This window comes from Gemmatimonadota bacterium (genome assembly GCA_016719105.1).
Lineage (GTDB): Bacteria > Gemmatimonadota > Gemmatimonadetes > Gemmatimonadales > Gemmatimonadaceae > SCN-70-22.
Map to the genome: position 1 here is coordinate 365,019 of JADKAQ010000004.1, position 26,987 is coordinate 392,005.

The window sequence follows — 26,987 nt, forward strand, 5'->3', positions numbered from 1 at the left end:
GGACTCCGGAGCGTGCTGGAGAGGGCGTCGAGGGGGCGAGCGGCGCGAGGTGGGCGGGGTGATGCGCGAGCGAGGGACCGGCGCGTGAACGGACGCGCCATCGCCCGGCATCACCGCCGTCCCACCCCTCCCGCGCCGCGCGTGAGGTTGTAGCTGGCGGCGGCACGCTCGAGCGCGACGCGGCGCAGGTAGTAGTCGTAGCGGGTGATGACGCGGTTGAGGGCGGCGCTCGTGAACGCGGTGCGGGCGTCGAGGAACTCGAGCTGCGAGGCGGCCCCTTCCTCCTGCTTGCGCCTGACGAGCTCGAAGGTGCGCTTCGCGCTCTGCAAGCGGTCATCGGCGGTGCGGATGGCGCTGCGCGCCACCGCCGCCCCCTGCCACGCGGTGGTGACGTCGAGCGCGATGCGCTGTTCCAGCTCCTGGCGTTGCAGCTCGAGCCGACGCCCGTCGAGCGACGCCTGCTGGATGCGCGCCGCGTCCTGCCCGCCGTTGAAGAGGTTCCAGCTGACGGCCACGGTGAGCGCGGCAAAGTCGCGCGAGCGGTCCAGCCGGTAGTCCTTCCCCTGCACGCCGTAGTCGACCGCCACGGAGAGGCTGGGGAGGAAGCTCCCCTGGGCCAGCCGCTCCTGCGCCGAGACGGCGCGTCGCGCATGCGCCACCTGCCGCAGCTCCTCCCGCCCGCTCGCGGCCTCACGCCGCAGCACGTCGAGCGCCGGGAGCGAGTCGAAGCCGAGGGCCGAGTCGGGAATGATGGCGACCTCGGTGTCGAGCGGGCGGTTGAGGAGGAGGTTCAGCACTTCGCGTGACGCCTCCGCCAGCTGCACGCTTTCGTCGCGCCGCTGCTGCACGTCGCTGCGCTCGGCGCGCGCGCGCAGGATCATGTCGGGGGTCGCCTTGCCGGCCTGCACGAGGCGCTCGCTCACGCGCACCTGCTCATCGAGCAGTGGGAGGGTGCTGTCGTACAGCGCGACCACCTGCTGCACCTTGGCGAACGTGAGGTAGCCCGACTTGATGTCGGCGGTGAGCTGGCGCGCCTGCACATCGCGCTGTGCCCCCTGGGCATCGGCCAGCGCCGACTGCACGCGGTTGGCCGCGATGATCGACGGCTGGAAGATCGGTTGCGCCAGGCGCACCGTCGTCTCCTGCCGCAGCGGGAGCCGCATGTCGATGTTGGTGGGGAAGGCCGGACGCTGCAGGAGCTGGTTGAGCGCACCGAACGCCGGATTGATGAGCGTCCCGAGGTCCACGGTGTTGCCGGCCAGCTCGGTATAGCGGGCGTTGAGCGTGGCCGATGGGAGATAGAGTCCGCGCGCCTCGCGCACCGCGGCATCGGCCTGCTCGACCGCGAGCAGCTGTTGGCGGCGCGAAAGGTTCTGACGCAGCCCCGTCTCGACCAGTGCGTCGAGTGGGGTGCTTTTTGGAGCGCCGTCCTGCGCGAGCAGCGCCGGGGCGACCGCGAGGCCCGCGACGAACGCGACAGCGCGCGCCATGCGGGCACCGGTGCGGCCGGCGGCACGCGGCCGCGCGAGTGCTGCGACGCGGCCGCGCGCAGGCCGGTGCGCGCCGGGCTGCGCGGGAAGGGTCGGACGGGGACGACGAGACGAACCGGGCATTTTAGAGCAACTCCTCTACTTTGACGATAAAAGTAGAGGGTTTGCTCCACTTGTCAATACTAGTCGAACATCTCTAGTTTGTAACGAGGACGAGCATACGGGAGCCATGCGGGCGAGGTCGCCGGACGGTATCATCCCCCGCTGCACCGGAGGACACATGGCCAAGACCAACGCACGACCGCGCGCCCGAGACGCGGCACAAGCCAAGGGGGCTCCGCGCAAGGCCACGGCTGCGGCCGGCGCGAAGAAGCGGTTGAGGTCGCCGGCGGTCTCGCCGGCGGAGCCCGCGCACGTCGACGGCGTCGACCCGGTGCGCGCGCCGCAGCAGGATCGCGGGCACCGTCGCGTGGAGCAGATCCTCGATGCCGCCGAAGCGGTCTTTGCCGACGTGGGTGTCGATGCCGCGACGACGAACGCGATCGCGGAGCGCGCCAGTGCCTCGATGGGGTCGCTCTACCACTTCTTCCGCGACAAGGACGCGATCGTCCTCGCCGTCGGGCATCGCTTCGCCGAGCGCATTCGCGAGCGCAACGCCCATGCGATGTCGCTCGAGTCGCTGGATGCGCCGCTTCCCGAACTCTTCGATCGCATCATCGGGACCCATGCGAGCTTCGTGAACGACACGCCATCGTTCGCCCTGGTGGAGGCCGTGATCCATCGCCGCTTCGGCGGCTGCTCGGTGCAAGAGGAGCTCGACGAGGCGATCATCGACCAGGTGCGCCACTTCCTGGAGCTGCGCCTGCCGCGCATGAGCGCCGAGCGGCGCATGGCCGCGACGCGCCTGTCGGTGGTGGCGGTCGGGGTCACGTGTGAGCGGTCGGGGGCGCTCCCGCCAGCGGCGCGCGCGCAGCTGCTGCGCGAGTTGCGTGACATGCTGGTGCGCTACTTCGAGCCACTCGACCGCGAGTTTGGCCGCGGCGCCTAACGCGGCGCCTGCCACGGAACGGAGCGCCGCCTCATGGCGCCGTCCCGACGCCTGAAACACACGCGCCCGGCCAGCTGGCCGGGCGCGTGTGCATCTGGCGGGTGCGCCAGGGCGCAACGTGCCGATCAGGGGATGCTGGGCGGCATCCTGTTGGCCTCGAGATCCGGCGCGCTGACGTCCTTGAGCACGCCCAACTTCTTGTTGAACAGGAAGAGGATGAAGAGCGCGATGGCCCACTGGAAGAGGATCGTCCCGATGTTCTCGATCCCGAACGGGTTCATCGATCCGGGGCCGCGCACCTGCCAGCTCCACCAGAGCATGAGCGCGATGGCCTGGAAGGGGACGAGGTACTTCACCAGGATGTCCCACCACGCCCCGATGCGGATGTCGGAGTGCTCGTGGTTGAGTTGCTCCTCACGGAACTTGGTCACCCCAATCCGGATCACGGCGAGCGCAAAGAGCAGCCCGGACATCATGAGCCCGATCCCCCACACCCAGTCCTGGTTGTGCAGGAAGTCGAGCGAGTAGGCCGACGGGAGGCCGAGGACGAGTCCCGCCACGCCGACGACCCAGACCGCCTTCTCCCGCGGCCAACCCATGTCGAGGAAGACGCGCGTCCCGAGCTCCACCATCGAGATGAGCGAGGTGAAGGCGGCGAAGAAGAGCGCCAGGAAGAAGAACGACATCAGGAGCCGCCCCGCCGGGAGGGTGGCGAAGAGCTTGGGGATCCAGATGAACGTCACCCCCTCGTTGCCGGCACCGAAGATGGTGCGCTGCACGAGGTCGGCGTTGAGCACTTGCCCCTGCTGCACCGCCTCCTGCAGGGCAGGGAAGTCGGCCAGCGCCTGCGGGTTGCTGGCCAGCTGCGAGGCCAACTGCGGGACGACCGTGAAGACCGTCGAGAAGACCATCATCCCCGCGCATAACGAGACGATGTTGTTCGCCGCCGGGAGGATGAAGCCGTTGAGTGCGGTGTCCTCGTTGTGCCGCATGTAGGCAGCGTAACAGATCACCAACCCCCAGCCGGCACCGGTATCCCAGGCGTTCTGCGTGAGCGCCTGCAGCCAGATGTTGGCGTCGCTCAAGCGGTGCCAGTCGACCGAGTACAGGTACGCGAGTCCGTCCTTCGCTCCCGGGAGCATCAGCGCGCGTCCGGTGAGCAGCAGGATGATGGCGATGAGGATCGGCATCATGATTGTGGTCGCGCGCTCGATCCCCTTGACCCCGCGTGCCACGATCCATGTGGCCCCCAGGATCGCGATGATGTGCGGGAGCACCGGGGCCAGCGAGGTCGAGAAGTCACGCCAGTAACTCACCGAATTGTCGCCGGTGAGCGCCCCGCCTGCGGAGGCAATGAAGTACCGCAGCGTCCAACCACACACCACCGAGTAGTAGCACATGATGGCGGCGGCGACGAGCGCGATGAAGCCCCCCTTCCACGCCGACGACTTCCCCTGCGTCATCACGAAGGCGCCCACCGACCCGCGCCGGGTCATGCGCCCCATCCCCAACTCGATCAGGATGAGGGGAATCGACCAGCTGAACAGGCAGACGAGCCAGGCGACGAGGAACTCGCCTCCGCCGTTGCTGGCGGCGATGCGGGGAAAGCGCCAGATGTTGCCGGTGCCGACGGCCATGCTCAGCATGGCCAGCATCATGGTTAGGCGCGAGGAGAATCCTTGCGGTTGGGACACGAACCCTCCGGAGGGACGGTGAGGGGGAAAGGCCGGGGGAGCAAGGCCACAGCGCACGGCGGTACCCGTGTCGGCGCTGGGCACTCGCGGGCCGCACCTTCGTCCGGCGCACCACATCCGTGTGGCGGTGGAGCGCCGGTGCGAAGCCGCGCGATGTTACTCCGGTGCACGCTCGGCCGCGAGGGGGCGCGCGCGATCGCCGAGGCCTCCGAGCGCCGACCCGCCGACGGCGGCGCGGCACCCCGCATCGCCACCGTCGGCGGACCGTCCCGCGCACATGCTCCGCCGGCCCATCGACGCCTACCCCTTCGCCGCTCGGCAAGGTACCATCCCGCCGTTCGCTCGCCCCGATGGGCCGCTCCGCTCCCCACCGACGTCCGCGCCCCGCGCGTGAGAGGCTTCCATGGTCCGCCCCGGTCTGTCCGATTCCGCACCGTCGTCCGTCACCCCTGCCGCCTCCACGCCCGACCGCCGTGAGTTCGTTAGGCGGGGGTTGACGCTCGGCGTGGCTGGCGCCGTGGGCCTGGCATCGGTCGCCCGTCCACGCGTCGCGAACGCTGCGCCGGGCGCCCACGCGACGCCGGCGCAGTTCCGCTTCGACGAGATCACGGTCGCCGAACTGCAGTCCGGCATGGCGAGCGGGCGCTTCACCGCCGTGGCGATCACGCAGGCCTATCTCGATCGCATTCAGGCCATCGATCGAACCGGTCCCTCGGTCAACTCCGTCATCGAGGTGAACCCCGAGGCGCTGGCGATTGCCGAGCGCCTCGACGCCGAGCGTGCGGCCGGCACGGTGCGCGGTCCGATGCACGGCATCCCGATCCTGATCAAGGACAACATCGATACCGCCGACCGCATGCACACGACCGCGGGCGCGCTGGCGCTGGCCAACTCGCGCGCCGCTCGCGACGCCGGGGTTGCCGAACGACTGCGCGCGGCGGGGATGGTGCTCCTCGGGAAGACCAACCTGTCGGAGTGGGCCAATTGGCGGTCGACGCGCTCCATCAGCGGCTGGAGCGGGCGCGGGCGCCTGACGCGCAATCCGTATGCGCTGGATCGCAACGCCTGTGGTTCGTCTGCCGGGACGGGGGCGGCGATCGCCGCCAATCTGGCGGCCGTGGGGATCGGGACCGAGACCGACGGATCGATCGTCTGTCCGGCGAACGCGAACGGCCTGGTGGGGATCAAGCCCACGGTGGGGCTGGTGTCGCGGGCGGGGATCATCCCCATCTCGCACACGCAGGACACGGCGGGGCCGATGTGCCGCACGGTGCGCGATGCGGCGGCGCTGCTGACGGTCATGGCCGGCGTCGACGCGCGCGACCGGGCGACGGCAGCGGCCGCGGGACATATCGCCCCGGACTACACGGCGTTCTGCGACGCGGCGGGGCTCAAGGGCGCGCGCCTTGGCGTGGTGCGCCAACTGTTCAATGCCGGGCCGGCGGTCGACGCGGTGATGGAGGAAGCGCTCGCGGCCCTCCGGGAGGCGGGGGCGATCCTCGTCGATCCGCTCAAGATCCCCTCGTTAGGGTCGTACGGCGACGCGGAGTACGAGGTCCTGCTCACCGAGTCCAAGGCCGGGATCAATGCGTATCTCGCCGGGCTGTCGGGTGAGGGACTGCCCCGGTCGATCGCCGACGTCATCCGCTTCAACGACGCCCATCGCGCCGAGAGCATGCCCTACTTCGGCCAGGAGATCCTTCTGCAGGCGCAGGCGAAGGGCGGGCTCGACGCGCCGGCCTATCGCAAGGCGCTCGCGACCTGCCGACAGCAGTCACGCGTCCGCGGCATCGACCTGGCGCTGCGCACCCATCGCCTCGACGCGCTCATCGCCCCCACAGGGGGGCCGGCCTGGCTGATCGACCTGGTGAACGGCGATCATTTCGGTGGTGGGAGTTCGCAGCTGGCGGCGGTCGCCGGCTACCCCACGATCACGGTGCCGGCCGGGCGGATCTTCGGCCTCCCGGTGGGACTGTCGTTCATCGGCGGTGCGTGGGAGGAGGGGAAGCTCGTTAGGCTCGCGTACGCCTACGAGCAGGCGACGCGCGCCCGGCGCGCCCCGCGTTTCCTGGCCACGGCTGAGCTGGCCCCGTAGGAAAGGCGTCCGTCCGGCTGGTGCCGCTGTGGCGAGCGGGGTAGTTTCGCCCCGGGGACGCAGGCGGCGCCGGGCCGTGTCGTGCGACGCGCGCCCCGCGCTCGTTCCCTCACCTTTACCCGCAATACGTCATGGCTGCCGAGTCGGTCTCCTGGGGCGGCGTCGCCGCGCGTGTCGTCGCCGCGGCCGTCCTGGTCTTCGCGACCTACAACCCCGAAGGCTACTCCTTCTATCACTGGGCGGTCGCCCCGCTGCTGCAGGACATCAAGTCGTTCGGCGCGGTGAAATTCCTCGCGGGGACCGTCCTGCTCGCCGGGTGGGTCGTCTACATCCAGGCGACGCGCCGCTCCATCGGCTGGATGGGGGCACTGCTCGTCACGGCGATCGCGGGCGGCGTGATCTGGCTCCTCATCGATCGCCACCTGGTGAGCGCCACCAGCTCACGCGGGATCACCAACGTCGTCCTCATCGCCGTCTCGATCGTGCTCGGCGTCGGGATGTCGTGGTCGCACTTCTCGCGGCGCATCACGGGGCAGGCCGACACCGACGTGGTGTAGCGCGCACGTCGGCGCGTGCCCGCCTCCGCGCGTGCGCGGCCTACGCGCTCACGCGTCCGGCCCGCGTCGCGTCGTCAGGCGAGTTCCGCGTGCAGCGCCTGGCGTAGTTCGCTGGTATCGAGCTGGAAGTCCCAGTGCGGATAGACGGATGGCGATTGCTGCTCGGTCCCGAGGACGTAGCGCACCGAGTGCCCCATCGCATCGGCAAGGGCGTTGTAGCAGGGGACGATGTAGCCCCGCTGCCCGAACAGCACCGTGCGTGCGCCTGACGGGGTGAAGAGGAGGTTGGTGAGCGACGCCCCGACCGGGGAGACCACCAGTGCCGCCTCCGAGAAGAGGTCGCGTTGCTGCGAGACGGTCAGGGCGCTGGGCTCCACGCCTTCAAAGCCGAACTCCCGGCAGACGGCCTCGACCTCCGGCTCGTTGAGGAGGCGTCGCATGGTGGCACCCGATCGGCGCCGCAGGTAGAGCCGTCGCGTGGGGGCCGGCGTGGGGGCCAGGGTGGGGATCGTCAGCTGGCCACACAACCACTGCCACGTGCCGGCGTCGGTGCAGCCGCCGTCCTTGCGGTGGTGCACCGCCGTGACCTCATCGAACTCCGCCACCTCGTCAGGCGCCACCTGCACCACACGATCGAGCGTGATCCCCAGCCACGCCATCGTCTCCACCTGGAACGGCTGCAACGGCGCCGGGACGATGAAGCGGATGTCCGGGTCGGTCAGGACCTCCGGGACCGCGGCGATGCGCCCCAGGCAATCGGCAATCCAGTGGTAGTAGTTGGCGGAGAAGTTCGACGCGAGCAGGAAGGCGCGTCCGCCGCGCACCCGCTCGGCGGTCGGAGAGTGCAGGAGGAGGCGCCGGTCGTCGGTCGCCCACAGGACGCTGTTTCGTCCCTGCGACAGGACGGTGGGGAGGTCGTGGCAGCGGGGGACACCGAACTGCACGTCGGGCTCGTCGACCACACCATGCACGTACGCGCGGTCGCGTCGATCGACGGGGAAGAAGAGGTCGCCCACGACCCGGGCCCCCGTGATGATGCGCACCTCTGAGGGGCCGGTGCGCACCGTGACGCGACGCGCGTGCGCGGTGCCGGCGTGGTGCACGTGATACGCGATCGACCACTCGCGCCGCGCTGGGTCGGCGGCAGACGTGGCCGGGGCGAAGCCGGGGTCGACGGTGAGGATGCCCTGCCGACCCGTCCCGAGCGCGGGGACGAGTTCGGTGAGTTGCGGCTGGCGGAGGAGGTCGAGGGCGGCCGCTTCGTCCTGGTCGGCGAAGGTGGCGAGCGCCCGTGTGATGAGCGTGCCGGCGGTTGCCTCGCACGCCACCGCGCGCTCGGCGAACTTGCGGGCGGCGCTGGCGTGGCCGGCGCGCAGGTCGCATTCGGCGAGCGTGGCCTCGGCCACGGCGTCGTGCGGGGCGAGGGCGACGGCGGTCTGTGCCAGGGCACGCGCCCGTCCCAGCAGCTCGGGGGCGAGCATCATCGGCGCGACGTCGGGGACGCCGATCGCGCGGAAGTCGAGGCGCACCGGCTCGTCCTGCCGGCTCACGAGCGCGGCGTGCCGAATGTGCAGGAAGAGGAGGAGCTCCGCCGCCAGCCGCAACGTCTCGGCGTCGCCGTGCCCGGCGCGGGCGAGCATGGTGGCGCAGGCGGCGAAGGCCTCGAGGTCGCGATACTCGTTGGCGAGCAGCAGGGCGAGCGCCCGGTGCGCGCCAAGGTTCTCGGGGGCGATCGTGATCGCATCGCGGAGCGCCGCTTCGGCCTCGGGTACGCGACCGGCGAAGCGCAACGCCTCGGCGTGGGCCACGAGCGCATCGGCAGGGGCGATCGGGGCGCTGGGCGGTGTGGGGAAGCGAGGAGCGGCGGTCATGCGGAACGCGCGGCGGAAAGGGTGGTGAGGGGGCCGCGAGCGGACACGCGGGTGGCGCGAGGCGGTACGATGAGGCGGACGGTGAGCATGGCGTGTCAGGCCGCGACCGCACCGGCGCCGTCGGCGCCGTCGGCCTGAGAGACCGTCCGTCCGGTCGCCGCGAAGACGAGACGCGCCGCCTTCATCCCCTGCACGATCTGGTCATTGAGTGAGGCCACCCCGAAGCCCGCGGCAGGTGCAACCGGGACGATCGGGAGACCGCACGCGTCGATGCGCTGCCGCATGTCATGGATGGTGTCGCGATTGTCGGCGCTCGGCAAGACGAGCGCGCGGCGAATCCTGATGATCCGGTGCGCCACGAAGCCGGCATCGCCGGTGGTTATCCCGACCCGCGCGAGCGCGGCCTGCGTGAGCGCCAGGAGCGCGTCGTCGTCGGCCGGGGCGTCGGCGCCACCCCATTCGACGCTGAGGCGCACCAGCGCCTCGTCCGGCACGCCGGCGTTGGCGCTCTGGTTGGTGATCCGGAATGGCATGGCCTGGTCGTCCGGGACGATCACCGTCCCCACGTCGGGCGCAGCCATCTCGGCACGCGACACCAGGGCGAGGACGATGACGACCGGGGTTCGCACCACCGGGGCGACGGGGGCGTTCCCCGTGATCGTCGCGAGGTCTTCGAGGTCGTGCCCCCAGATGAGGCGCGTCCCGCGCACGGCGCCATCGTCGAGTTCTACGCGGATCCCCGCCGAGTCCGCGTGCACACCACAGGCCCGTCGAACGATATGCGTCAGGAGCGGTGATCCCTCGAGGCGTCGGACAATGGCTGGCACCAGGTCGGCGACGGCGCCGCCGCGCACGACATGGAACGGGATCTCGGAGAGCAGCTCGTCGCCTCCCGCGAAGGCGGCGGCGAGCGTTTCGGTCCCGAACAGCGGGAGCCACGCCGACCGCGCGTGCCGTGCGAGGAGTTCGGAACTCGGGCTGCCGGTGACCTTTCGCGCAAACGGCTCGAAGCAGCTGTGGTGCAGCACCGCGCCGTGGTTGGCGATGGAGGCCACTTCGTACGAGGCGCTGTCGTCGCGCGGCGCGAGGTGCTGACGCTGGACGTGCTGCGCGTGCTGGTCGGTGGCGAGCATCGCCTCCAGCTCGGCGCGCGCGTGCGCGCGCAGCCACGAGGGGAGGGCGCGAACGCCTTCGAGGCGCGCATCGCACACGAAGTCGGGAATCAAGCGACCGTCCGACCACATGACGAAACCCGGGGCGCGCCCGATCGAGATGCCGAGCGACACCGTGTAGCTGGCGAGCAGGTTTCCGAAGCGCCCGCCGTCGTTCCTCGCGTCGGGATCGTACGTGACGGGATCGGGGAAGCCGGTGGCGTTCGGCTCGCCGAAGTCGAAGACCACCAGCCCACGGTCGAATCGCGCGTCGCCGAGTCGTTCGCCGGCGAAGTGCCCGCCGAGCCGCGACGTGGGCGTGACGAGCGTGACGGGGTGACCTGCCCCCGTCAGCTGGTCGCACGCGACGAGCGCCGCCAGTGAGCCGCCGTAGACGATGGTGGTCACGCGTCGAGTCCCTTGGCCAAGGTGTACTTGGGTGAGACGTCGAAGCCGAGGCTGCGCTTGAAGGACATCTTTCGCTCGTTGGGCACACCGCTCTGGCTCGCGATCCCGAAGTCGAGCAGCGCGATGCCGTGATCGCGGCACCAGTCGTGGATGTGCGCGACGAGCAGCGTGACCGGGCTCAGTCGCTCCACGCCGTCGACCTCGCCCAGATAGAAGATGTAGAGTGCCTCCGCCGAGAGCCGGATGCAGACGCTGGCGGCGATCATCTCCTCTCCGCGGAAGACGCCGAACCAATGCACCGACCCCGGGATCACGGTACTCAACTCGAGGAGTGCCTCGAGCGTCATGGTCATCGGGCGGCCGAGTCGCGTGCGATTCTGCACGTTGACGCTGTAGGCATCGGCGCGCTCGTTGGGGCGGAGCGCACGGGCAAACATCCCCAGCCGATCGGCGCCTTTCACGATCGAACGGTTGGCGCCGGTCATGCGGCTGGCGAGCGGTTCGTCGCCGACCCACACATGGAAGTTGAGATCAGGGGCTGACGGTCGGTAGCCGAGGCGCAGGTAGGCATTCATCCACTCGGCGTGGGCCGCTTCCTCGTGTGCAGCTGGCGGAAGCGTGATCTGGAGGTGGCGGATGTCGCGCGCCCGCAGTTCTGCCTCGGTCACCGCGATCAGGCGCGTGGCGAGCGAGAGCGGAAGCGGTGAGAACGGCGTGTAGTAGGCGCCGTATGGGCCGTGCGCCCCGGAGCGGGCCTCACCCGGCGCCGTCTCGGCAAACCAGGCCGTGGCGAGGACGGCGCCGTTCGACGCATCCAACGCGGTGGCGTACCACGCCCGGTTGAACGACGCCGCGTGCAAGCGAAAGAAGGCCGGCGAGCGGCAGATGTCGGCCGCCGGGGCCAGGCGATCGCCCGGGTCCTGCAACAGTGCGACGTCGAGTGACGTGTCCGCCGAGGGACGACGAATCGCGGGGGCCAGCGGCGAGGAGGCAATGGTATCGTGCTCAGGCATGCGCGGGGCGTCTGGCGTCGGACAGCACGTCGTCGATCACCCGGTCGACGTCGTGGGATGTCATGATGGGCGAGTGTGGAAGGTCCCGCGTCGTCGCGAAGTGCCGCGCGGTCCGGGGAGGGGGCGGCGCGGGGGTGCGCTCACGGGACGGCGCGTTAGGCAGCATGAATCACCCCGCGCGCCTCGAGCCACGACGCATGCTCACGGATGTAGGCGTGCCGTGCATCGCGACTGTCGGTGTCGGCCAGCACGAGCACCACGGTGCCGAGCGCGAAGTCGCGCAGTTCCACCCAGAGCGTCGCCGGCACGAGGACGGCGCCGGTGATGGACGAAATCGGGATGCTCCGCGACGACCGTCCGTCCTCTACACGAATCGTCAGCGCCCCGGCGACGCAGACGATGAGTTCGGAGGTCAGCATGTTGGCATGGTGCCCGCGCGAGCCACCCGTCGGGACGTTGGTGATCACGAGGGCACGACGCACGTCGAAGGGGAGTTCCGAGACGCGCTCGAGCACCGTGAGGCTTCCGCATGCATCGCTGTGCTGCGGGAGCCCGATCAGGCGGCAGTCTCCGACGCTGGCCCCCGCCGTCATGCCGCCGCTCCCAGGCCGAGGCGTGATTCGTCGTATCGATCGCCCATCACCTCCGTGACCCACGCGCGGTTGGCCGCGTACCAGGCTACCGTTTCGGGGAGTGCCTGCGCGAAGGCGCGCTGGGGCGTCCAGTCGAGGGCGGCGGTCGTGCGCGAGGCGTCGACGGCGTAGCGGAAATCGTGGCCGGGGCGGTCGGCGACGTGCGTCACCAGGCGGCGCCGGGTACCGCCGTCAGATGCAATCGCGTCCACGGCGTCGCAGATGGCGTGCACCACGTCGAGATTCGTGCGCTCGGTCGCGCCACCGAACAGGTAGGTCGCCCCGGGCGTCCCACGCTCGAGCGCCGCCACGAGGCCGCGCACGTGGTCCTCCACGTGCACCCAATCACGCACCTGCCGCCCGGTCCCGTACACCGGGATGGCGTCGCCAGCCAACGCCTTCCGGATCACGAGGGGGATCAGCTTGTCCGGGTACTGATACGGCCCGTAGTTGTTGGAGCAGTTGGTGACAATGACCGGGAGCCCGTACGTCTGCCGCCAGGCGCGCGCGAAGTGATCGCTGGCGGCCTTCGACGCGGCGTAGGGTGAGGTGGGGCGGTAGGGTGAGGCCGTGGTGAAGGTCCCCGCGGCGTCGAGTGCGCCGAAGACCTCATCGGTGGAGACGTGCACGAAGCGGAAGTCGCGGCGCCCGTCCGACGGGCGAGCGTTCCAGTAGCGCGTCGCCTGCTCGAGGAGGGTGAACGTCCCCACGACGTTGCTGTGCACGAAGGCGGCCGGTCCGTCGATCGACCGGTCCACGTGCGACTCGGCCGCGAGGTGAATCACCGCGCGTGGACGGTGCCGAACGAAAAGGCCCTCGACCGACGCCGCATTGGCGATGTCGCCGTGCTCGAACGTGTGCAGCGGCGACCGGGCGGCGTGACCGAGCGAGGTCAGGTGACCCGCATAGGTCAGGGCGTCCACGGTCACGACCGGGATGCCGCGCTCCAGGACGAGGTGCCTGACGAGCGCGGAGCCGATGAAGCCTGCCCCGCCAGTGACGAGAATCGGTGCCTCGTGCACGAACGTTCCCCTGGGTGATGGCGGCATGCCGAGCTCGCGAACCCGGGCCGCATCGACGAGGGAAAGGCAAGCCGGGGGCCACCCGGCAACGGCGGGCTGCCGGCGTCGTGTCGTCCCGTGCTAAGTCGTGCGTCGCTGGCGGGTTAGAGCAGCTGACGGGGGCACGCACCCGTCGCGTCCATCGCCCCTGCTCCCCGCCGTCGCGATCGGATCGAGGCACTTCTTGCCGATCGCACGGGGACGTTTCGGTGCACGGCGGCCGATTGTGCCGCTCGTCACCTTCGCAGCGTGCGGCATCAGGGAGGCGCAAGGCGCGGGCGCTGCGCATCGCGGCGAGCGACCACGCGGGTCGTGACCCCCCTCCGGCTCGTGACGTCCTTGGACAGAGTTCGACATGACATCCCTGACCCGCCCGACTCCTCCCGTTCCGATGCCCGCCCTGGGCGCCGGCGCCTCGCGCGCATCGGCAACCCGAGGCGCGGTCTTTCCGCACGTCAGCGCCGGGATCACGACGTCGATCGGGATCCTGATCCTGGTGGGCTGGACGATGCGCGTCCCGGAGATGCGCGCGCTCGGGCCGGCGACGAACGCGTCCACCAATCCCACCGCGGCGCTGTGCTTCGTTGGACTCGGCGCGGCGCTGTGGCTCATGGCAACCTCGATCGAACGAAGTCGTGGCTGGCTCGTGGCGCGCGCGCTCGCCGCGGCGGTCATCGTGGCGGGGGGCGTGCGACTCTTCGGCGCCGTGGTGGGACAGGCGGGCGGTATCGACACGGTCCTCTTCCACGATGCGATGGCCGCAACCGGCGACGGGCGGTCGAATCGCATGGCCGTCGCCGCGGCCGTCAACTTCACGCTGCTTGGGACGTCGATTCTCCTGCTCGCGCACCGAGTGCAGGCGCGCGAAGCGCTGGCGCAGGTGCTCGCCATCGTCGTGCTCGCGCTGTCGCAGGTGGCCTTGCTCGCGCACGCCTATCGCAGTGGATGGTTCGAGACCATCGGGCACTTCAATCGCATGGCCGTGCCGACGAGCGTGGCGTTCTCGCTGATGGCGCTCGGGGTGCTCTCGCTGCGCCGCGAGTCGGGAGTCCTCGCGGTGGTGCTGAGCGATGGCCCTGGCGGGACCATGGCGCGCGGCCTGCTCCCCGCCGGCTTCCTCGCGCCGGCCGTATTCGGCTGGATCGCGATCTGGGGGCTGCGCAGCTCGTCGCGCGCGGAGCAGCCCGATCTCGTCATCATGCTCTTCGTCGTGGCGATGATCCTGGTGTTCGTGGGGCTCATCGCGTGGAACGCGACCCAGGTGCATCACACGCACGTGGACCGCACCCGGGCCGAGGCCGCGCTGCGCGACAGCGAAGTGCGATTCCGGCTGCTCGCCGAGAACGGGAGCGACGTCGTCTCGCTGCACGATCCGTCGGGACGGGTGGCGTACATCTCCCCCTCGTGCGAACGCGTCCTCGGCTTCACACCGGACGAGGTGATGCGCATGAGCCCGTTCGCCATGGTGCATCCGGACGACGGCGACCGGCTGCGCCGGCACTTCGACGACCTCCTGCGCGGGGCACCCGTGACGGCGATCTCCTGTCGCATGCTGCACAAGACGGGGAAGCACCTCTGGCTGGAGATGATGTGGCGCTCGGTGGCCGACGGCGAAGGGCGCGTCGTTAGGCTGCAGGCGTCGTCGCGCGACGTGACCGAACGCAAGGACTACGAGCGCCAGCTCGAGGACGCGCGGCGCAAGCTGCAGACGCACCAGGAGAGCCTGCTCGAGGCGAATGCCCGCTTGGCGGCGCTCGCCTCGCACGATGGCCTCACGGGGCTCAAGAACCGGCGCGCCTTCGAGGAGCGCCTGGTCGAGGAACTCGCACGCATCCGGCGCAGCGGGCAGCCGGTCTCGTTGCTCCTGCTCGACATCGACCACTTCAAGGCGTTCAACGACTCCTTCGGCCATCCGCGCGGCGACGAGGTCCTGCGGTCAGTCGCCCGACTCCTGAGCCGGGCCATCCGCGACACCGACATCGCCGTCCGCTACGGCGGCGAGGAGTTCGCGATCGTGCTCCCGAACACCGACCCCGAGGGCGCGGCGATGATGGGAGAGCGGTTGCGCCTCGCGATCGAGGAGGCGCCGTGGGCCGAGCGTGCGATCACGATCAGCGTCGGCGCGGCCACGGCCACGTCGCACACCACCGTCGTGACCGAACTGCTGGAGCACGCCGATCGCGCGCTCTACCGGTCCAAGCAGGGCGGGCGCAATCGCGTGACGCTCGCCGAGGCGGCCTAGCCGCCACCGCGCCACTGGCCGGTGGATGGGATTCCGGCTGGCGCGTTGCGCTCGCCCCCCGGGGGCGGGAGCGCCGAGGGCGGTCCCGGGTGCTTGGCATGGTGCACTCCGGCGGGCTAATGTGAGCGGACCTTCGCTCGACTGTTCCCGTCATCCCTTCGCTCCTGCCCGCATGCGCCTCCGTCTCGTTCTCGCGAGTGCCGTCACGCTCACGTCGTGCTTCGCCGCCGCCGCTGCGGCGCAGGGGACCCGCCCGCTCAAGGCGAGCGACTTCTACCACCTGCGCGATGTCGGCGCCCCACGCATCTCCCCGGACGGGGCCTGGGTCGCCTACACCGTCGCCACCACCGACTCGGCCAAGGACAAGTCCGATAGCGACGTCTGGATGGTGAGCTGGGACGGGACGCGGACACTGCGCCTGACGAGCTCTCCCGAGGGCGAGTCGAACCCGCGCTGGTCGCCCGACAATCGCTATCTCTCATTTGTCTCGGGACGATTCGAGAGCAAGGGGGGGCAGCTCTGGTTGCTCGATCGTGCCGGTGGCGAGGCGGTGCGGCTGACGGACCTCAAGGGTGGGGTCGCCGACTACGAGTGGTCCCCCGACGGGACGCGCATCGTCGTCACCTCGCACGACCCCGACCCCGAGGAGGCCAAGCCCGACTCGCTGAAGGACAAGAACCCCAAGCCGATCGTCGTCGACCGGTACGCGTTCAAGCGCGACTATGCCGGCTACCTCAACCGGCAGCGCGATCACCTCTGGATCGTCGACGTCGCGACGAAGAAGGGCGTGCAGCTGACGACCGGAGACTTCGACGACCGCATGCCGCGCTGGTCGCCGGACGGACGGCGCATCGCCTTCGTCTCCCGGCGTGAGGGCAAGGACCCGGACCGCGAGAACAACAGCGACGTGTACGTCGTCGATGCCGTCGCCGGGTCGACGCCGCAGCGCCTGACGAGTTGGCGGGGCGACGACGCGGAGCCCGTGTGGAGCCCCGACGGGGCGTGGATCGCCTACCTGCAGTCCGGCGAGCCGCAGCTCTCGGCGTATGCGCAGGAGACCATCGCGGTGATCCCCAGCACCGGCGGGACGCCGCGCCTCCTCGCCGCCACGCTCGACCGCGATGTCGGCGACCTCTCCTGGACCCCCGACGGCCGCACGATTCGTTTCATTCTGGGGGATGACCGTGCCGTGCACCTGGCGACCGTCCCCGCCGAGGGCGGGGCGGTGACGCGCCTGATCGACGGACGGCGCGTCATCTGGACGTACGATGCCGCGCCCGACGGGCGCCTCGTCGCGCGCGCCGCCACCGCGACGACGACACCGGAGCTCTTCGCCGTCGAGAAAGGGGCGCTGCGCGCGCTCACCCACGTCAACGACTCCCTCCTCGCGCAACTCGCCCTCGGCACCACCGAAGACGTCGACTTCAAGAACAAGGACGGGCTGACCGTTGGCGCGCTCCTCGTCAAGCCAGCCGGGTTCCAGGTCGGGAAGAAGTATCCACTGCTCCTCTGGATTCACGGCGGCCCCAACGGGCAGGACCAGCATGCCTTCGCCTTCCAGCGGGAGCTCTACGCGGCCAACGGCTACCTGGTGCTCGCGGTGAACTACCGCGGGAGCAGCGGGCGTGGGCAGGCGTGGAAGAAGGCGATCTTCGCCGACTGGGGCAACAAGGAGGTGCAGGACCTCCTGGCCGGCGTCGACCACGTCATCTCGTTAGGGATCGCCGATCCGGAGCGCCTGGGCATCGGCGGCTGGAGCTACGGCGGGATCCTGACCGACTACATCATCGCCACCACCACGCGCTTCAAGGCGGCGAGCAGTGGGGCGGGGAGTGCACTGCAGACGACGATGTACGGTACTGACCAGTACATCTATCAGTACGAGAACGAACTCGGCGCTCCGTGGAAGAACCCGAAGCTGTGGGAGAAGCTCTCGTATCCCTTCTACAAGGCCGACCGGATCAAGACGCCGACGCTGTTCATGGGGGGCGAGAAGGACGCCAACGTGCCCATCACCGGCAGCGAGCAGATGTACATGGCGCTCAAGTCGTTAGGCGTGGATGCCCAGCTGGTCGTCTATCCCGGGCAGTTCCACGGCATCTCGCGCCCGTCGTTCGTGCTCGACCGATACCAGCGCTATCTCGGCTGGTACGACAAGTACCTGCGCCCGATCACCCCATAGCGCGAAGCGGCGAGTCGCGCGAAGCGGCGAGGCGCGCGTGGCGCGGCGTCCGGGCGAATGCTGCGATCCCTCCCCGGATCGCGCGCCCGAACGCCGCGCCGCCTGACGACGTCCGCTAGAACTTGCCGCTGGCGACCAGGACGCCGGCCGCCGTCTTCACCTCGACCACCTGCCCCGTCACGCTCATCGGGACCGACTGGCCCAGCGTGGAGTTGAGGTTGATGCTCGCCTGGCGCAGCGTATTGGTCACCTGCGTCGACCCCACCTTCGCCCCGCCCACGAAGAAGTTCACCGACGTCCCGGCCGCGACGTTCTCGATCTCGATCTGCAGCTCACGCTCGCTCGGCTTCGACGACCACTTCGCCTTCCCCTTGGCGTTGGCGTACGGCGACACTCCCTTGAGGGCGATCTCGAGGCGCACGCGATTGGCGCTGGACGAGCTGCTCGACGAACTGCTCGACGAGCCCGAAGCACTGGACGCCGCGCTGTCCGATGACGAGGACGCGATCGCCTGCGGCGAGGCAGGGCCGGTGCTGTCGGTGCTGCAGGCGGTGAGGGCGCTGGTGGCGATGAGCAGAAGGGCGGCGTGGCGGAACGTCATGGGGGCATCCTCGGGTGATGGCGGCGCGACGATGCGCCTGAAGGGTTCGCATCCGGAGTGGTGCGACGCCGGCGTCTGCAGCATCGCCGGGCGTGCCCCGAGGAATGGCAAGTGCGGCGCCCGCGTGCGCAGCAACCCAAGTGGCGGTCCCGCAAGGAGTTGCGAAAACGGCACCGCATCGAGCGGTGCCGTGACGCGATGCAGTGCTGTATCGCGGCGTGCCAGCGGAGACCTCGCGATGCGTGCGCTCGCGATGCGTGCGCTCCGGCCGTTAGGCTCGGGCGAAGAGGCCGGCCATCAGTTGGCAGAGCACCGCCCCCACCACCGTCATCGCCAGCCCCCAGGCCAGGAGCTTGTTGAAGAGGGCGCGCGAGGCCAGCGGGCTCGACACCGCGGCGACACACAGTGCCCCAAGCGTCGACAGCGGCGACACGTCCACCAGTGCCGAGCCCACGTTGATCGACAGCGCGACCGCGAGCGGGTCGCCGCCGCCGACCTTTTCCACCAACGTTGCGGCTGTCGGAAGGAAGGCGGGAAGGACGACCCCCGAGGTGCTGCTGTATGTCGAGATGGCCCCGGTCACGAAGGCGATCACGCCGTTGAGGGTGACCGGCGTCGCCAGGCGCGCGAGCAGCGTCGTGAAGAGGTCCATCCCCCCGGTCTTCTCCAGGAGGGCGATCAGGAGCGAGACGCCGCACACCATCAGGATCACCCCCCACGGCACCTTCCGGATCGCGGCCTGTTCATCGCCCGCCCGCGCCAGAAGGAGGAGCGCCGCCGTCCCGAAGGCCGACATCCCGAGGTTGAGCTTGAACCCCACGACGCCGACGATCCACGCGAGGATCAGGAGACTCGTCAGGCGCTGGTGTCCGCTGAGCGCCACATCGGTCGCGGCCACCGCCGTCGCCGCGCGCGACTCGCCAGCGGGCGCGACCTCGCGCCGGCCGCTGAGCACGAGGTACGCCGCCAGTGCCACGAGCGCGTGCGCGGCGAAGTTGGCCGCCCATACCCGCCACTCGTGTCCCCCCAACCCGCCCTTCGCCATCGCGTTGTTGGCAATCACGCCCACCGACGAGATGGGGGAGAGGTTCCCGGCGTTCGCCCCGTTGGCCACCATCAGCGCGGTCAGGAAGTGCGACACGCCCGTGCGCTCGCTGATGGCCATCGCCAGCGGAATCACCAGCGCCACGCTGGAGATGGCGCCGGGCCCCACCGTGGAAATGGCGAAGGCGATGAGGAAGAAGAGGACCGGGAGCACCCGCGCATTGCCGCGCGCGGCGCGCACCGCGTGCTGCGCGAGTCGCTCCAGCGTCCCGTTGGTGTCGGCGATCGCGAACAGCAGGGTGACGCCGGTGAGCGTGAGAAAGAGCGTGATCGGGAAGCCCGCCATGACCACGTCGGGCTTGAGCCCGGCGGCGTACACGCCGATGACCCACGCGAGGGCGACCGCCAGCAGCCCCACGTTGATGCGCGACGTCATCGACAGCGCCAGCGCGACGACGAGTGCGAGGAGCGACAGGATGGCCGGGGTCACGGCGCGCCTGGCGTCCACGGCGGGAGCAGGTGCCGCTGCACCTTGCCTAACGCCGTGCGCGGGAGCGCGTCCACCCGCACGAAGGCGCGCGGAACCTTGAAGCTCGCCAGCTGCCGGCGGCACTGCTCACCCAGCCCCGCGAGCGCCCCCTCGTCGTCAGCGACGACGTAGGCCACGGGGAGCTCGCCGCGGCGCTCGTCCGGCACGCCGACCACGACGGCCTCGCGAACCCCCGCGCACTCCAGGAGCAGCTCCTCGATCTCGCGCGGGTAGATGTTGAAGCCGCCGGAGATGATGAGGTCCGAACGGCGCCCGCACAGCGTGTAGTAGCCATCGGCGGAGCGCCGGGCGAGGTCGCCGGTCCGGAACCAGCCGTCGACGAACGCCTCGGCGTCGGCATCGGGGCGGCGCCAGTAGTGCCGAATGACGTTCGGGCCGCGCACGAGCAACTCGCCGACGTCGTCGACCGCAACCTCGCCTCCGTCGGCCGCGACGATGCGCGCCGACACCCCGGGAAACGGCAGCCCCACCGCCCCGGGGCGCCGCTCCCCTTCATACGGGTTGCCGATGTTCATGAGCGTCTCGCTCATCCCGTAGCGCTCGAGGATCGTGTGCCCGTAGCGCGTGCGGAACGCCTCCAGCGTCGCCGCCGAGAGCGGCGCCGAGCCGCAGACGAAGAGTCGCATGCGCCGGCCGATGCGCGCCGCCACGTCGGCGGGAAGCTCGAGCAGGCGCACGTACACGGTCGGCACGCCGAAGAAGAGCGTCGGCTGGAACGCCTCGAACAGCGCCGCCGCACGCGCCACGTCGAAGCGCTCCGCCAGCCGCATCCGGCACCCGGTGATGAGCCACGCGATGATCCCGTTGCCCAACCCGTGCACGTGGAAGAGCGGGAGGACGGCGAGGTAGCGATCGTCACTCGTTATGCGCCAGCACGCGGCGAGCGAGACTCCGTTGGCGAGGAAGTTGTTGTGCGAGAGGACTGCCCCCTTCGAGCGCCCGGTCGTTCCCGACGTGTAGACGATGGCCGCCGCCGCGTCGCCATCGATCGCCCGGCGGACGGTCGAGTCCTCTTCCCCTGCGGCATCGCGCACGAGGGCCGCGATCTCCCACACCGCCGTCGAGGCGGGGAAGAGCGAGGCCCCCTCGTCGCCGGCCACCACCACCGCCACGGGTTCGGCGTCGCTCACGATGTGGGCGATTTCGCGCTCCCGGTACAGGATGTTGATCGGGACGACAATCACCCCGAGCTTCACGCAGGCCAGGAAGAGATCGATGAACTCGGCGCGATTGGGGAGGTAGAGCGCGAGGCGATCTCCCGGCTGCACGCCGCGACGCTCGAGGAGGCGCGCCAGGCGGTTGCTGCGCGCGTCGAGCGCACCGAAGGTCAGCGTCTCGACGGTGCCATCGGCGCGCTCGTGCTCGAGCGCGGGGACGTCGCGGCGCCCGAGGAGCGAGAGGTCGAACAGGTCGAGAAGTTGCATGGCGGCGCTAACCTAGCGCCTGCACGGCGCGCCGCCAGTTCAACGCGCGTGCACCGCCTTCCCTTCGTCCGCCCGCGGGCCGGCGCTCGCCGGCCCGCCGGTGATCAGATCGCGGGGACCATCACCTGGTGCTCACCGCGCTCGTACACCACGCTCGCGCGCCCCACCAGGAGCGGATCGAGCGGACCGATCGCCTCGAGCACCTTGCTCTTGTAGGGGAGCTTGTGAAGCACGTAGCGCATCGCATTCAGGCGCGCGCGCTTCTTACAGTCGGACTTGATCACCGTCCACGGCGAGTCGGCGGTGTCGGTGTAGAAGAACATCGCTTCCTTCGCCTTCGTGTACTCGCTCCACTTGTCGATCGAGGCCATGTCGACGGGGGAGAGCTTCCACTGCTTGAGCGGGTGCGACTTGCGCTCCTTGAACCGGCGCTTCTGCTCCTCGCGGCTCACCGAGAACCAGAACTTGATCAGGTGCACGCCGCTGCGCACGAGGTTGCGCTCGAACTCGGGACACTGGCGCATGAACTCCGTGTACTCGTCAGGCGAGCAGAAGCTCATCACCCGCTCCACGCCGGCGCGGTTGTACCACGAGCGATCGAACATCACGATCTCCCCCGCCGTGGGGAGGTGCTGCACGTAGCGCTGGAAGTACCACTGGCCGCGCTCCACCTCGCTCGGCTTCTCGAGGGCGACGACACGCGCACCGCGGGGATTGAGGTGCTCCATGAAGCGCTTGATCGCTCCGCCCTTGCCGGCGGCATCGCGCCCCTCGAAGAGGATGATCACCTTTTGCCCCGTGGCCTTCACCCACTGCTGCAGCTTGAGCAGCTCCACCTGCAATCCGTACTTGTGCCGCTCGTAGTTCTTGCGCGACATCAGGTTCTTGTACGGATAGCCCCCGGAGCGCCAGTCGTCGGCCAGCAAGGCGTCGGCGTGCTCGGAGTGCGTGCGCTCGGCCTGCCGCCCGTGCGCGAGAATCGCATCGCGCAGGGCGGTCACGTCATCGGGCGAGGCGCCGTGCATGATCGCGTCGAGCGAGTCGATCAGCGTGGCGATCTTCCCCGGGGGCGAGGAGGCGATGATGTCCCTCACCGCCGTCTCCTTCGACGTGCGCGCGGCCACCACCGCTTCGCCCACGGAGAACTGTTCGATCGCCTCGGGCGATGACAGGCTGGGGGCGATGTCGCCCGCTGTCATGGCGCGATCGCCTCCACGCTTGGTGGACACGGCGCGACGGCGGCGCGCCGCACTGGCCGATGTCCCGCGTGACTTCCTGCGTGGCGTCTCGCGAGGTGTCCCGCGGGACTTCCCCGCGGCCTTTCCGCGGGCGCTCGCGCCGCTCGTCGCAGCTGACGGTGCGTTGTCACGCGACGTCGCCCGCTCGGACGGCGTGGCGGTGGACGTGGCAGCCTTCGCGGGGGTGGTCTTCTTGCGTTTGGCGCTCATGACGTGTGCCGAAGTGGGGAGCTGGGACATACCACAGTATCGGCGTCGCGGTACGACGCCGTCACTGCTCGTGCGGTGCGGCGCCAATGCTGGCCGCCCGATGCAACCTTCACCCGGTACGCCCTCGAACCCAGTCCCTTCTCCCCGACAGCGGGGGAGGGCGAAGCCTGACGCGGCGGCGCGGCGTGCGCACGGCGCGACCGCCCTCGAGACCGCCCGAGGAGACTAGTCGCGCTGGCCGCCGCCCACGCGCGCGAGGTGCTCCCCCAGCACGTTGACCGAGAGCACGGTCACGAAGATCGCCATGCCGGGAAAGACGGCGAGCCAGGGTTCGGAGGTCAGCGTGGTTTGCGCCTGGTACAGCATGTTCCCCCAGCTTGCCGCCGGGGGCTGCACGCCCACGCCAAAGAAGGAGAGCGCGGATTCGAGGAGGATGCCGCGTCCGACCGACAGCGTCGCCGAGACGGCGATCGTCCCCAGCACGTTGGGGAGGATATGGCCGGCGAGGATGCGCACGGCACCCACGCCCGTGGCCTGCGCCGCCTCCACGAAGCCGCGCTGCGCGAGCGAGAGCACCTCGGCGCGGACGACTCGCGCCGTCTCCATCCACCCCGCCACGCCCACCAGCACGATGAGCAGCGGAATGGACGGCTGCAGGATGGCGGCGACGATCATCAGGAACGGGAGTCGCGGGATCGCCAGCATCGCGTCGGTGAGGCGCATGAGCGACGCGTCGACCCATCCCCCCACGAAACCGCCCACCGCCCCGACCGCCGAGCCTAACGCGACAGAGAGCAGGGCCGAGAGGAAGCCAATGGCGAGGGAGACGCGGGCGCCCGAAAGGACGCGCGCCAGGACGTCGCGCCCGAGTTCGTCGGTCCCGAACCAGTGCGCCATCGAGGGGGCGGCTCGGCGCGCCGTGAGGTCCATCGCTTCGCTCGCGGTCGCGGCCAGCCACGGGGCGAGCACCGCGGCCAGTGCGATGGCCGCGAGTACGACCAGCGCCGCGCGCACTCCCGGCGGGAGTGCCCGCCACCGGCCGGGCGGCGACGTGGAGAGCGATGCGGCGGGCGCCGTCATCCACGTACCCGAGGATCGAGCCATCGATAGCTCAGGTCGGCGACGAGGTTGAGCACGATCACGGCGGTCGACGAGACCATCAGGAACGCCATGAGCACCGTATAGTCGCGACGCGCGAGCGCTTCCGTGAAGAGCCCGCCTAGCCCCGGCCAGGCGAAGACGCTCTCGGTCACCACCGCGCCCGACACCATGATCGCTGCGTCGAGCAGGACGATGGTGACGAAGGGGAGGAGGGCGTTGCGCAGGGCATGCACGAAGACCACCTGGCGCTCCGGCACGCCGCGTCCGTGTGCAGAGAGGATGAAGCGCTGCGCCAGGACCGCGAGCATCCCGCTGCGCAGGTAGCGCGTCCACACGGCCGCATGCACCGTCGCCAGCACCGTGGCCGGGAGGATGATGTGCCGCAGGCGGTCGAGCAGGTCGCCGCCGAGGATCGAGCTCCGACCCGACGACGGGAGCCAGCCTAACGAAACGGCGAACAGGAGCTGCAACAGGAGCCCGAACCAGAACGTCGGGAGCGAGATCCCGGCGAGCGTGAGCGTCGTGACCGTGCGGTCGAACAGGCTGCGCTGGCGCGCGGCCGCGAGCACCCCGATGGGGAGGGCGGCGACGAAGGCCAGGACGAGCGACGCCAGGATGAGCTCCAGCGTCGCCGGGATGCGTTCCGCCAGTCGCACCGTGACCGGGCGTCCGTCGGCGAAGGAGAAGCCCCAGTCGCCCACCACGAATCCCCGGAGCCAGGCCAGGTACTGGACCGGGAGCGAACGATCGAGCCCTAACGAGCGCTTGAGTCGCTCGATGTCCTCGGGGCGGACGTTGGGATTCTCCAGGTAGATCGCGAGCGGCCCCCCGGGCGCCGCGTGCAGCAGCGCGAAGACGAGGACCGAGATGACGAGCAGGAGCGGGAGCGCCTGGGCAAGGCGGCGGGCGACGGCGGTCAGCACGCGAGGATCTTACCGCCGTGGCTCGGGGAGGCGCGAGTGGGAAAGCGGATGAGCGGCACGTCACCGCGCCGCCGACCCTTCCTGAAGCGTCTACTCCGGCGACTCCGGCAGCACCTCGAGCATGAGCGTGTCGAACGCCAGCCCGTCGTCCCCGTAGTCGAGCGCCAGCTCCGCGGCGTAGATCCCTGGCTCGGCGGGGAGCGTCCACGTCACGGAGGACGACGACGAGTCCGACAGCGTTCCCGCGCTCACGTCCCAGCTCCGCGAATGCGCGCCGCGATACGGCGTGTGCGCCTGCAGCAGCGCCTGTCGCCCGACGTGCTGCACCAGCACGATCTCGGCGCGCTGTCGCGCGGGGAGCGGCAGCGTATCGAGCACCACCTGGGCGATGGTGGCCGAACCCGGGACCGCCGTGACGATGAAGTTGCGCCTGAAGGTGCACGACGTCCCCGCGTCGCCGGTGAGCGTCCCCTCGAAGGTGAAGCTGATGCTCAGGCTCGGCGCTCCGCCGAAGGGGAAGACGACGATGAAGGGGAGTCGCGACCCGTCCGGCGGCGTGGTGATGCGCCCGATCGCCCCCGCTCACCGCGGTGATGCGTGCGCCGCCATGGGTGAGGTGTCAGGTGGTGCAAGTCGACCGTTGCCGACCGTGTTGCCCCGCGGGCGCGCGCCCCACGTTTCGGGGGGTGCCCTGGCCGAAGTCGAGGGCGGGGGCGAAGATCAGCGGAGGCCCACAGGACCCCCCCCGAACCTCCCCCGGGGCGCGTCGGGGGGGCGGGGTTGCCCGCTCCCCGCCCCGCCGCGCCGCGCGGCGGCCGCGCGGGGCCCGCGGACCTCCGCCTACTGCTTCGCCCCGCCCTCCACCTCCCACTCCCACACGTTCCAGAAGATCCCCGTGTTCGTCGGGTTCCCCTTGAAGTGCTTGAGCGTTGCCGGCACCGCGTCCAGCCGCGTCACGTTGTACAGCGGGATCTCGGGCGCGAGCTCCGCGAGCCGCTGCTGCGCCGCCACGAGCAACGCCCGCCGCGGCCCCTGCGCCACCGTCCGGTCGGAGGCGTAGAGCAGCGTGTCGAGCGAGTCGTCGGCGACGTAGTTGATGTTGCGCCCGGCGGGCGGCGTTCGGTCCGAGGCGAAGAACAGCGTGATCTCCGGATCGCTCGGCATGTGCCACCAGTGCAGCATCGCGTCGAACTTCCCTTCGAACCAGAGCGAGGAGATGGAGGTGCCGTCGACCAGTTGGATCTTCACGTCGACCCCCACGTCCTTGAGTTGCTTCTGCACCGCCTGTGCAATGTTCTCGCGGATCGCAAAGCCGGCCTGCGTCATCAACGTGAACGCGAGCGGGGTTCCGTCCTTCTCGCGCAGGCCATCGTTGTTCGCATCCGTCCACCCCGCCTCGTCGAGCAGTGACTTGGCCGTCGCCACGTCGTACGGGTACTTCCGCACACTGTCGGTGTAGGCCCACGACAGCGGCTGGATCGCCCCGTCGATCACCGGCGCCAATCCGTCGAGCACGGTCCGGGTGAGCAACTCGCGGTCGATCGCATGGATCAGCGCCCGCCGCACCCGCACGTCCTTGAACGCGGCGACACTGCGCTGGTTGAGCGTGATGTGCTCGTACGAGTTCCCCATCATCTGGTGGATCGTGAGTCCGGGGACCTCCTTCAGTTCGCGGTACTTGTCCCACGGGACGAGGGCGGCCACGTGCGCCTCACCGCTCTTGAGCTGGTTGATGCGGGTGGTGGTGTTGGCGATGAACTTGAAGAGGATGCGCTTGATCTTCGGGTACTCGGCGCCGCGCCAGTAGCGGTCGACCTTGTCGAGCAGGATGTACTCACCCGTCTTCCACTCGGTCACCTTGTACGGCCCCGTGCCTAACGGGCTCCGGTTGTACTCGGTGGCCGTGTCGATGTCCTTCCCCTCCAGCACGTGCTTCGGGAGCGCACCACGGATGAACTGGATCTCGTACGGCGCGTACGCCTCCTTGTAGTGCACGACGGCGGTGAGCGAGTCGGGGGTATCGACCGAGGTGATGCGGTCGAAGCCGTCGGTGCTCTCCGGGTTGTAGTTGGGCGAGTTGATCGCGTCGACCGTGAACTTGACGTCGGCCGAGGTGAACGGGACGCCGTCATGCCACGTCACGCCGGGACGGATCTTCCACGTCACGTCCATCCCACCGTCGGGGCGCATGACGACTCCGCCGTTCTCCGGCGTCGGCACCTCGGTCGCCAGGAGCGGGACGACGTTCATCTTCTCGTCGGTCGTCACCAGCCCCTCCACTACGCAGGTCTGCACGTCCTCGAGGATGTGCGTGCTGAAGCGATTGAGCGTGTCGGGTTCGCGGTCGTAGGCGATGATCAGCAGGTCGTTCGACGGGCCGCCGGCCGTGCCGCCTGGTCCGCCGTCTCGCGCGCACGCGGCGACTGTGAGCATCATCAGCGACGCCGCACGA

Annotated in this window: 20 protein-coding genes; 5 read left to right on the forward strand and 15 right to left on the reverse strand. The window is 70.0% G+C overall.

Features of this window, described 5'->3' with window-relative positions; all coding sequences use genetic code 11:
* Window positions 1-110 precede the first annotated feature (110 nt).
* Complete coding sequence (locus IPN47_09620) at window positions 111-1,490, reverse strand: TolC family protein (GenBank protein MBK9408294.1); 1,380 nt, start codon at window positions 1,488-1,490, stop codon at window positions 111-113.
* 280 nt (window positions 1,491-1,770) lie between these two features.
* Between IPN47_09620 and IPN47_09625 the strand changes: the two genes are divergently transcribed.
* Window positions 1,771-2,538, forward strand: a complete 768-nt coding sequence (locus IPN47_09625) for a TetR/AcrR family transcriptional regulator (GenBank protein ID MBK9408295.1) — start codon at window positions 1,771-1,773, stop codon at window positions 2,536-2,538.
* Between the two features lie 125 nt (window positions 2,539-2,663).
* On the opposite strand, the gene IPN47_09630 is transcribed toward IPN47_09625, so the two are convergent.
* Window positions 2,664-4,232, reverse strand: a complete 1,569-nt coding sequence (locus tag IPN47_09630) for a sodium-dependent transporter (GenBank protein MBK9408296.1) — start codon at window positions 4,230-4,232, stop codon at window positions 2,664-2,666.
* Window positions 4,233-4,635: 403 nt separating this feature from the next.
* Between IPN47_09630 and IPN47_09635 the strand changes: the two genes are divergently transcribed.
* A complete protein-coding gene (locus IPN47_09635; GenBank protein ID MBK9408297.1) occupies window positions 4,636-6,327 on the forward strand; it encodes an amidase in 1,692 nt (563 codons plus the stop codon).
* A 131-nt stretch (window positions 6,328-6,458) separates the two neighbouring features.
* Window positions 6,459-6,884 (forward strand): hypothetical protein, encoded by a 426-nt coding sequence (locus IPN47_09640; GenBank protein MBK9408298.1) that lies wholly within the window; start codon window positions 6,459-6,461, stop codon window positions 6,882-6,884.
* A 74-nt stretch (window positions 6,885-6,958) separates the two neighbouring features.
* On the opposite strand, the gene IPN47_09645 is transcribed toward IPN47_09640, so the two are convergent.
* The 5 genes from IPN47_09645 to rfbB form a co-directional block, all read right to left on the reverse strand.
* Complete coding sequence (locus tag IPN47_09645; GenBank protein MBK9408299.1) at window positions 6,959-8,755, reverse strand: glycosyltransferase family 61 protein; 1,797 nt, start codon at window positions 8,753-8,755, stop codon at window positions 6,959-6,961.
* 95 nt (window positions 8,756-8,850) lie between these two features.
* Entirely contained in the window at window positions 8,851-10,314 is a 1,464-nt protein-coding gene (locus IPN47_09650) for an NAD(P)/FAD-dependent oxidoreductase (GenBank protein MBK9408300.1), read from the reverse strand.
* Window positions 10,311-11,327 (reverse strand): GNAT family N-acetyltransferase, encoded by a 1,017-nt coding sequence (locus tag IPN47_09655; GenBank protein ID MBK9408301.1) that lies wholly within the window; start codon window positions 11,325-11,327, stop codon window positions 10,311-10,313. The genes IPN47_09650 and IPN47_09655 overlap by 4 nt, the downstream gene beginning before the upstream one ends.
* 155 nt (window positions 11,328-11,482) lie before the next feature.
* On the reverse strand, window positions 11,483-11,920 hold the full coding sequence (locus tag IPN47_09660) for an FdtA/QdtA family cupin domain-containing protein (protein ID MBK9408302.1): 438 nt from the start codon (window positions 11,918-11,920) through the stop codon (window positions 11,483-11,485).
* On the reverse strand, window positions 11,917-13,008 hold the full coding sequence (gene rfbB / locus IPN47_09665) for a dTDP-glucose 4,6-dehydratase (protein ID MBK9408303.1): 1,092 nt from the start codon (window positions 13,006-13,008) through the stop codon (window positions 11,917-11,919). Before rfbB ends, IPN47_09660 begins: the two co-directional genes overlap by 4 nt.
* A 403-nt stretch (window positions 13,009-13,411) precedes the next feature.
* Here rfbB and IPN47_09670 point away from each other — a divergent pair, with 403 nt between their 5' ends.
* Both IPN47_09670 and IPN47_09675 read left to right on the forward strand, forming a co-directional pair.
* The gene (locus IPN47_09670) at window positions 13,412-15,262 is read left to right on the forward strand and encodes a diguanylate cyclase (GenBank protein ID MBK9408304.1); all 1,851 of its coding nucleotides are present in this window, start codon (window positions 13,412-13,414) and stop codon (window positions 15,260-15,262) included.
* A gap of 172 nt (window positions 15,263-15,434) precedes the next feature.
* Window positions 15,435-17,444, forward strand: a complete 2,010-nt coding sequence (locus tag IPN47_09675) for a S9 family peptidase (protein ID MBK9408305.1) — start codon at window positions 15,435-15,437, stop codon at window positions 17,442-17,444.
* A 115-nt stretch (window positions 17,445-17,559) separates the two neighbouring features.
* Here IPN47_09675 and IPN47_09680 read toward each other — a convergent pair whose 3' ends face one another.
* From IPN47_09680 to IPN47_09715, 8 genes are all read right to left on the reverse strand, one after another.
* On the reverse strand, window positions 17,560-18,045 hold the full coding sequence (locus tag IPN47_09680) for a hypothetical protein (protein ID MBK9408306.1): 486 nt from the start codon (window positions 18,043-18,045) through the stop codon (window positions 17,560-17,562).
* A 271-nt stretch (window positions 18,046-18,316) separates the two neighbouring features.
* On the reverse strand, window positions 18,317-19,579 hold the full coding sequence (locus tag IPN47_09685; GenBank protein MBK9408307.1) for a C4-dicarboxylate ABC transporter: 1,263 nt from the start codon (window positions 19,577-19,579) through the stop codon (window positions 18,317-18,319).
* Window positions 19,576-21,063: an AMP-binding protein gene (locus tag IPN47_09690; protein MBK9408308.1), complete on the reverse strand. Its 1,488-nt coding sequence runs from the start codon at window positions 21,061-21,063 to the stop codon at window positions 19,576-19,578. Before IPN47_09690 ends, IPN47_09685 begins: the two co-directional genes overlap by 4 nt.
* A 104-nt stretch (window positions 21,064-21,167) precedes the next feature.
* Complete coding sequence (gene ppk2 / locus IPN47_09695; protein ID MBK9408309.1) at window positions 21,168-22,511, reverse strand: polyphosphate kinase 2; 1,344 nt, start codon at window positions 22,509-22,511, stop codon at window positions 21,168-21,170.
* A gap of 225 nt (window positions 22,512-22,736) precedes the next feature.
* Window positions 22,737-23,591, reverse strand: a complete 855-nt coding sequence (locus IPN47_09700) for an ABC transporter permease (protein MBK9408310.1) — start codon at window positions 23,589-23,591, stop codon at window positions 22,737-22,739.
* Window positions 23,588-24,535: an ABC transporter permease gene (locus tag IPN47_09705; protein ID MBK9408311.1), complete on the reverse strand. Its 948-nt coding sequence runs from the start codon at window positions 24,533-24,535 to the stop codon at window positions 23,588-23,590. Before IPN47_09705 ends, IPN47_09700 begins: the two co-directional genes overlap by 4 nt.
* 90 nt (window positions 24,536-24,625) lie before the next feature.
* Complete coding sequence (locus IPN47_09710) at window positions 24,626-24,916, reverse strand: hypothetical protein (GenBank protein ID MBK9408312.1); 291 nt, start codon at window positions 24,914-24,916, stop codon at window positions 24,626-24,628.
* A gap of 459 nt (window positions 24,917-25,375) precedes the next feature.
* Window positions 25,376-26,971 carry a peptide ABC transporter substrate-binding protein gene (locus IPN47_09715; GenBank protein MBK9408313.1) on the reverse strand — a complete coding sequence of 532 codons (1,596 nt, stop codon included), beginning with the start codon at window positions 26,969-26,971 and terminating at the stop codon, window positions 25,376-25,378.
* Window positions 26,972-26,987: the final 16 nt, after the last annotated feature.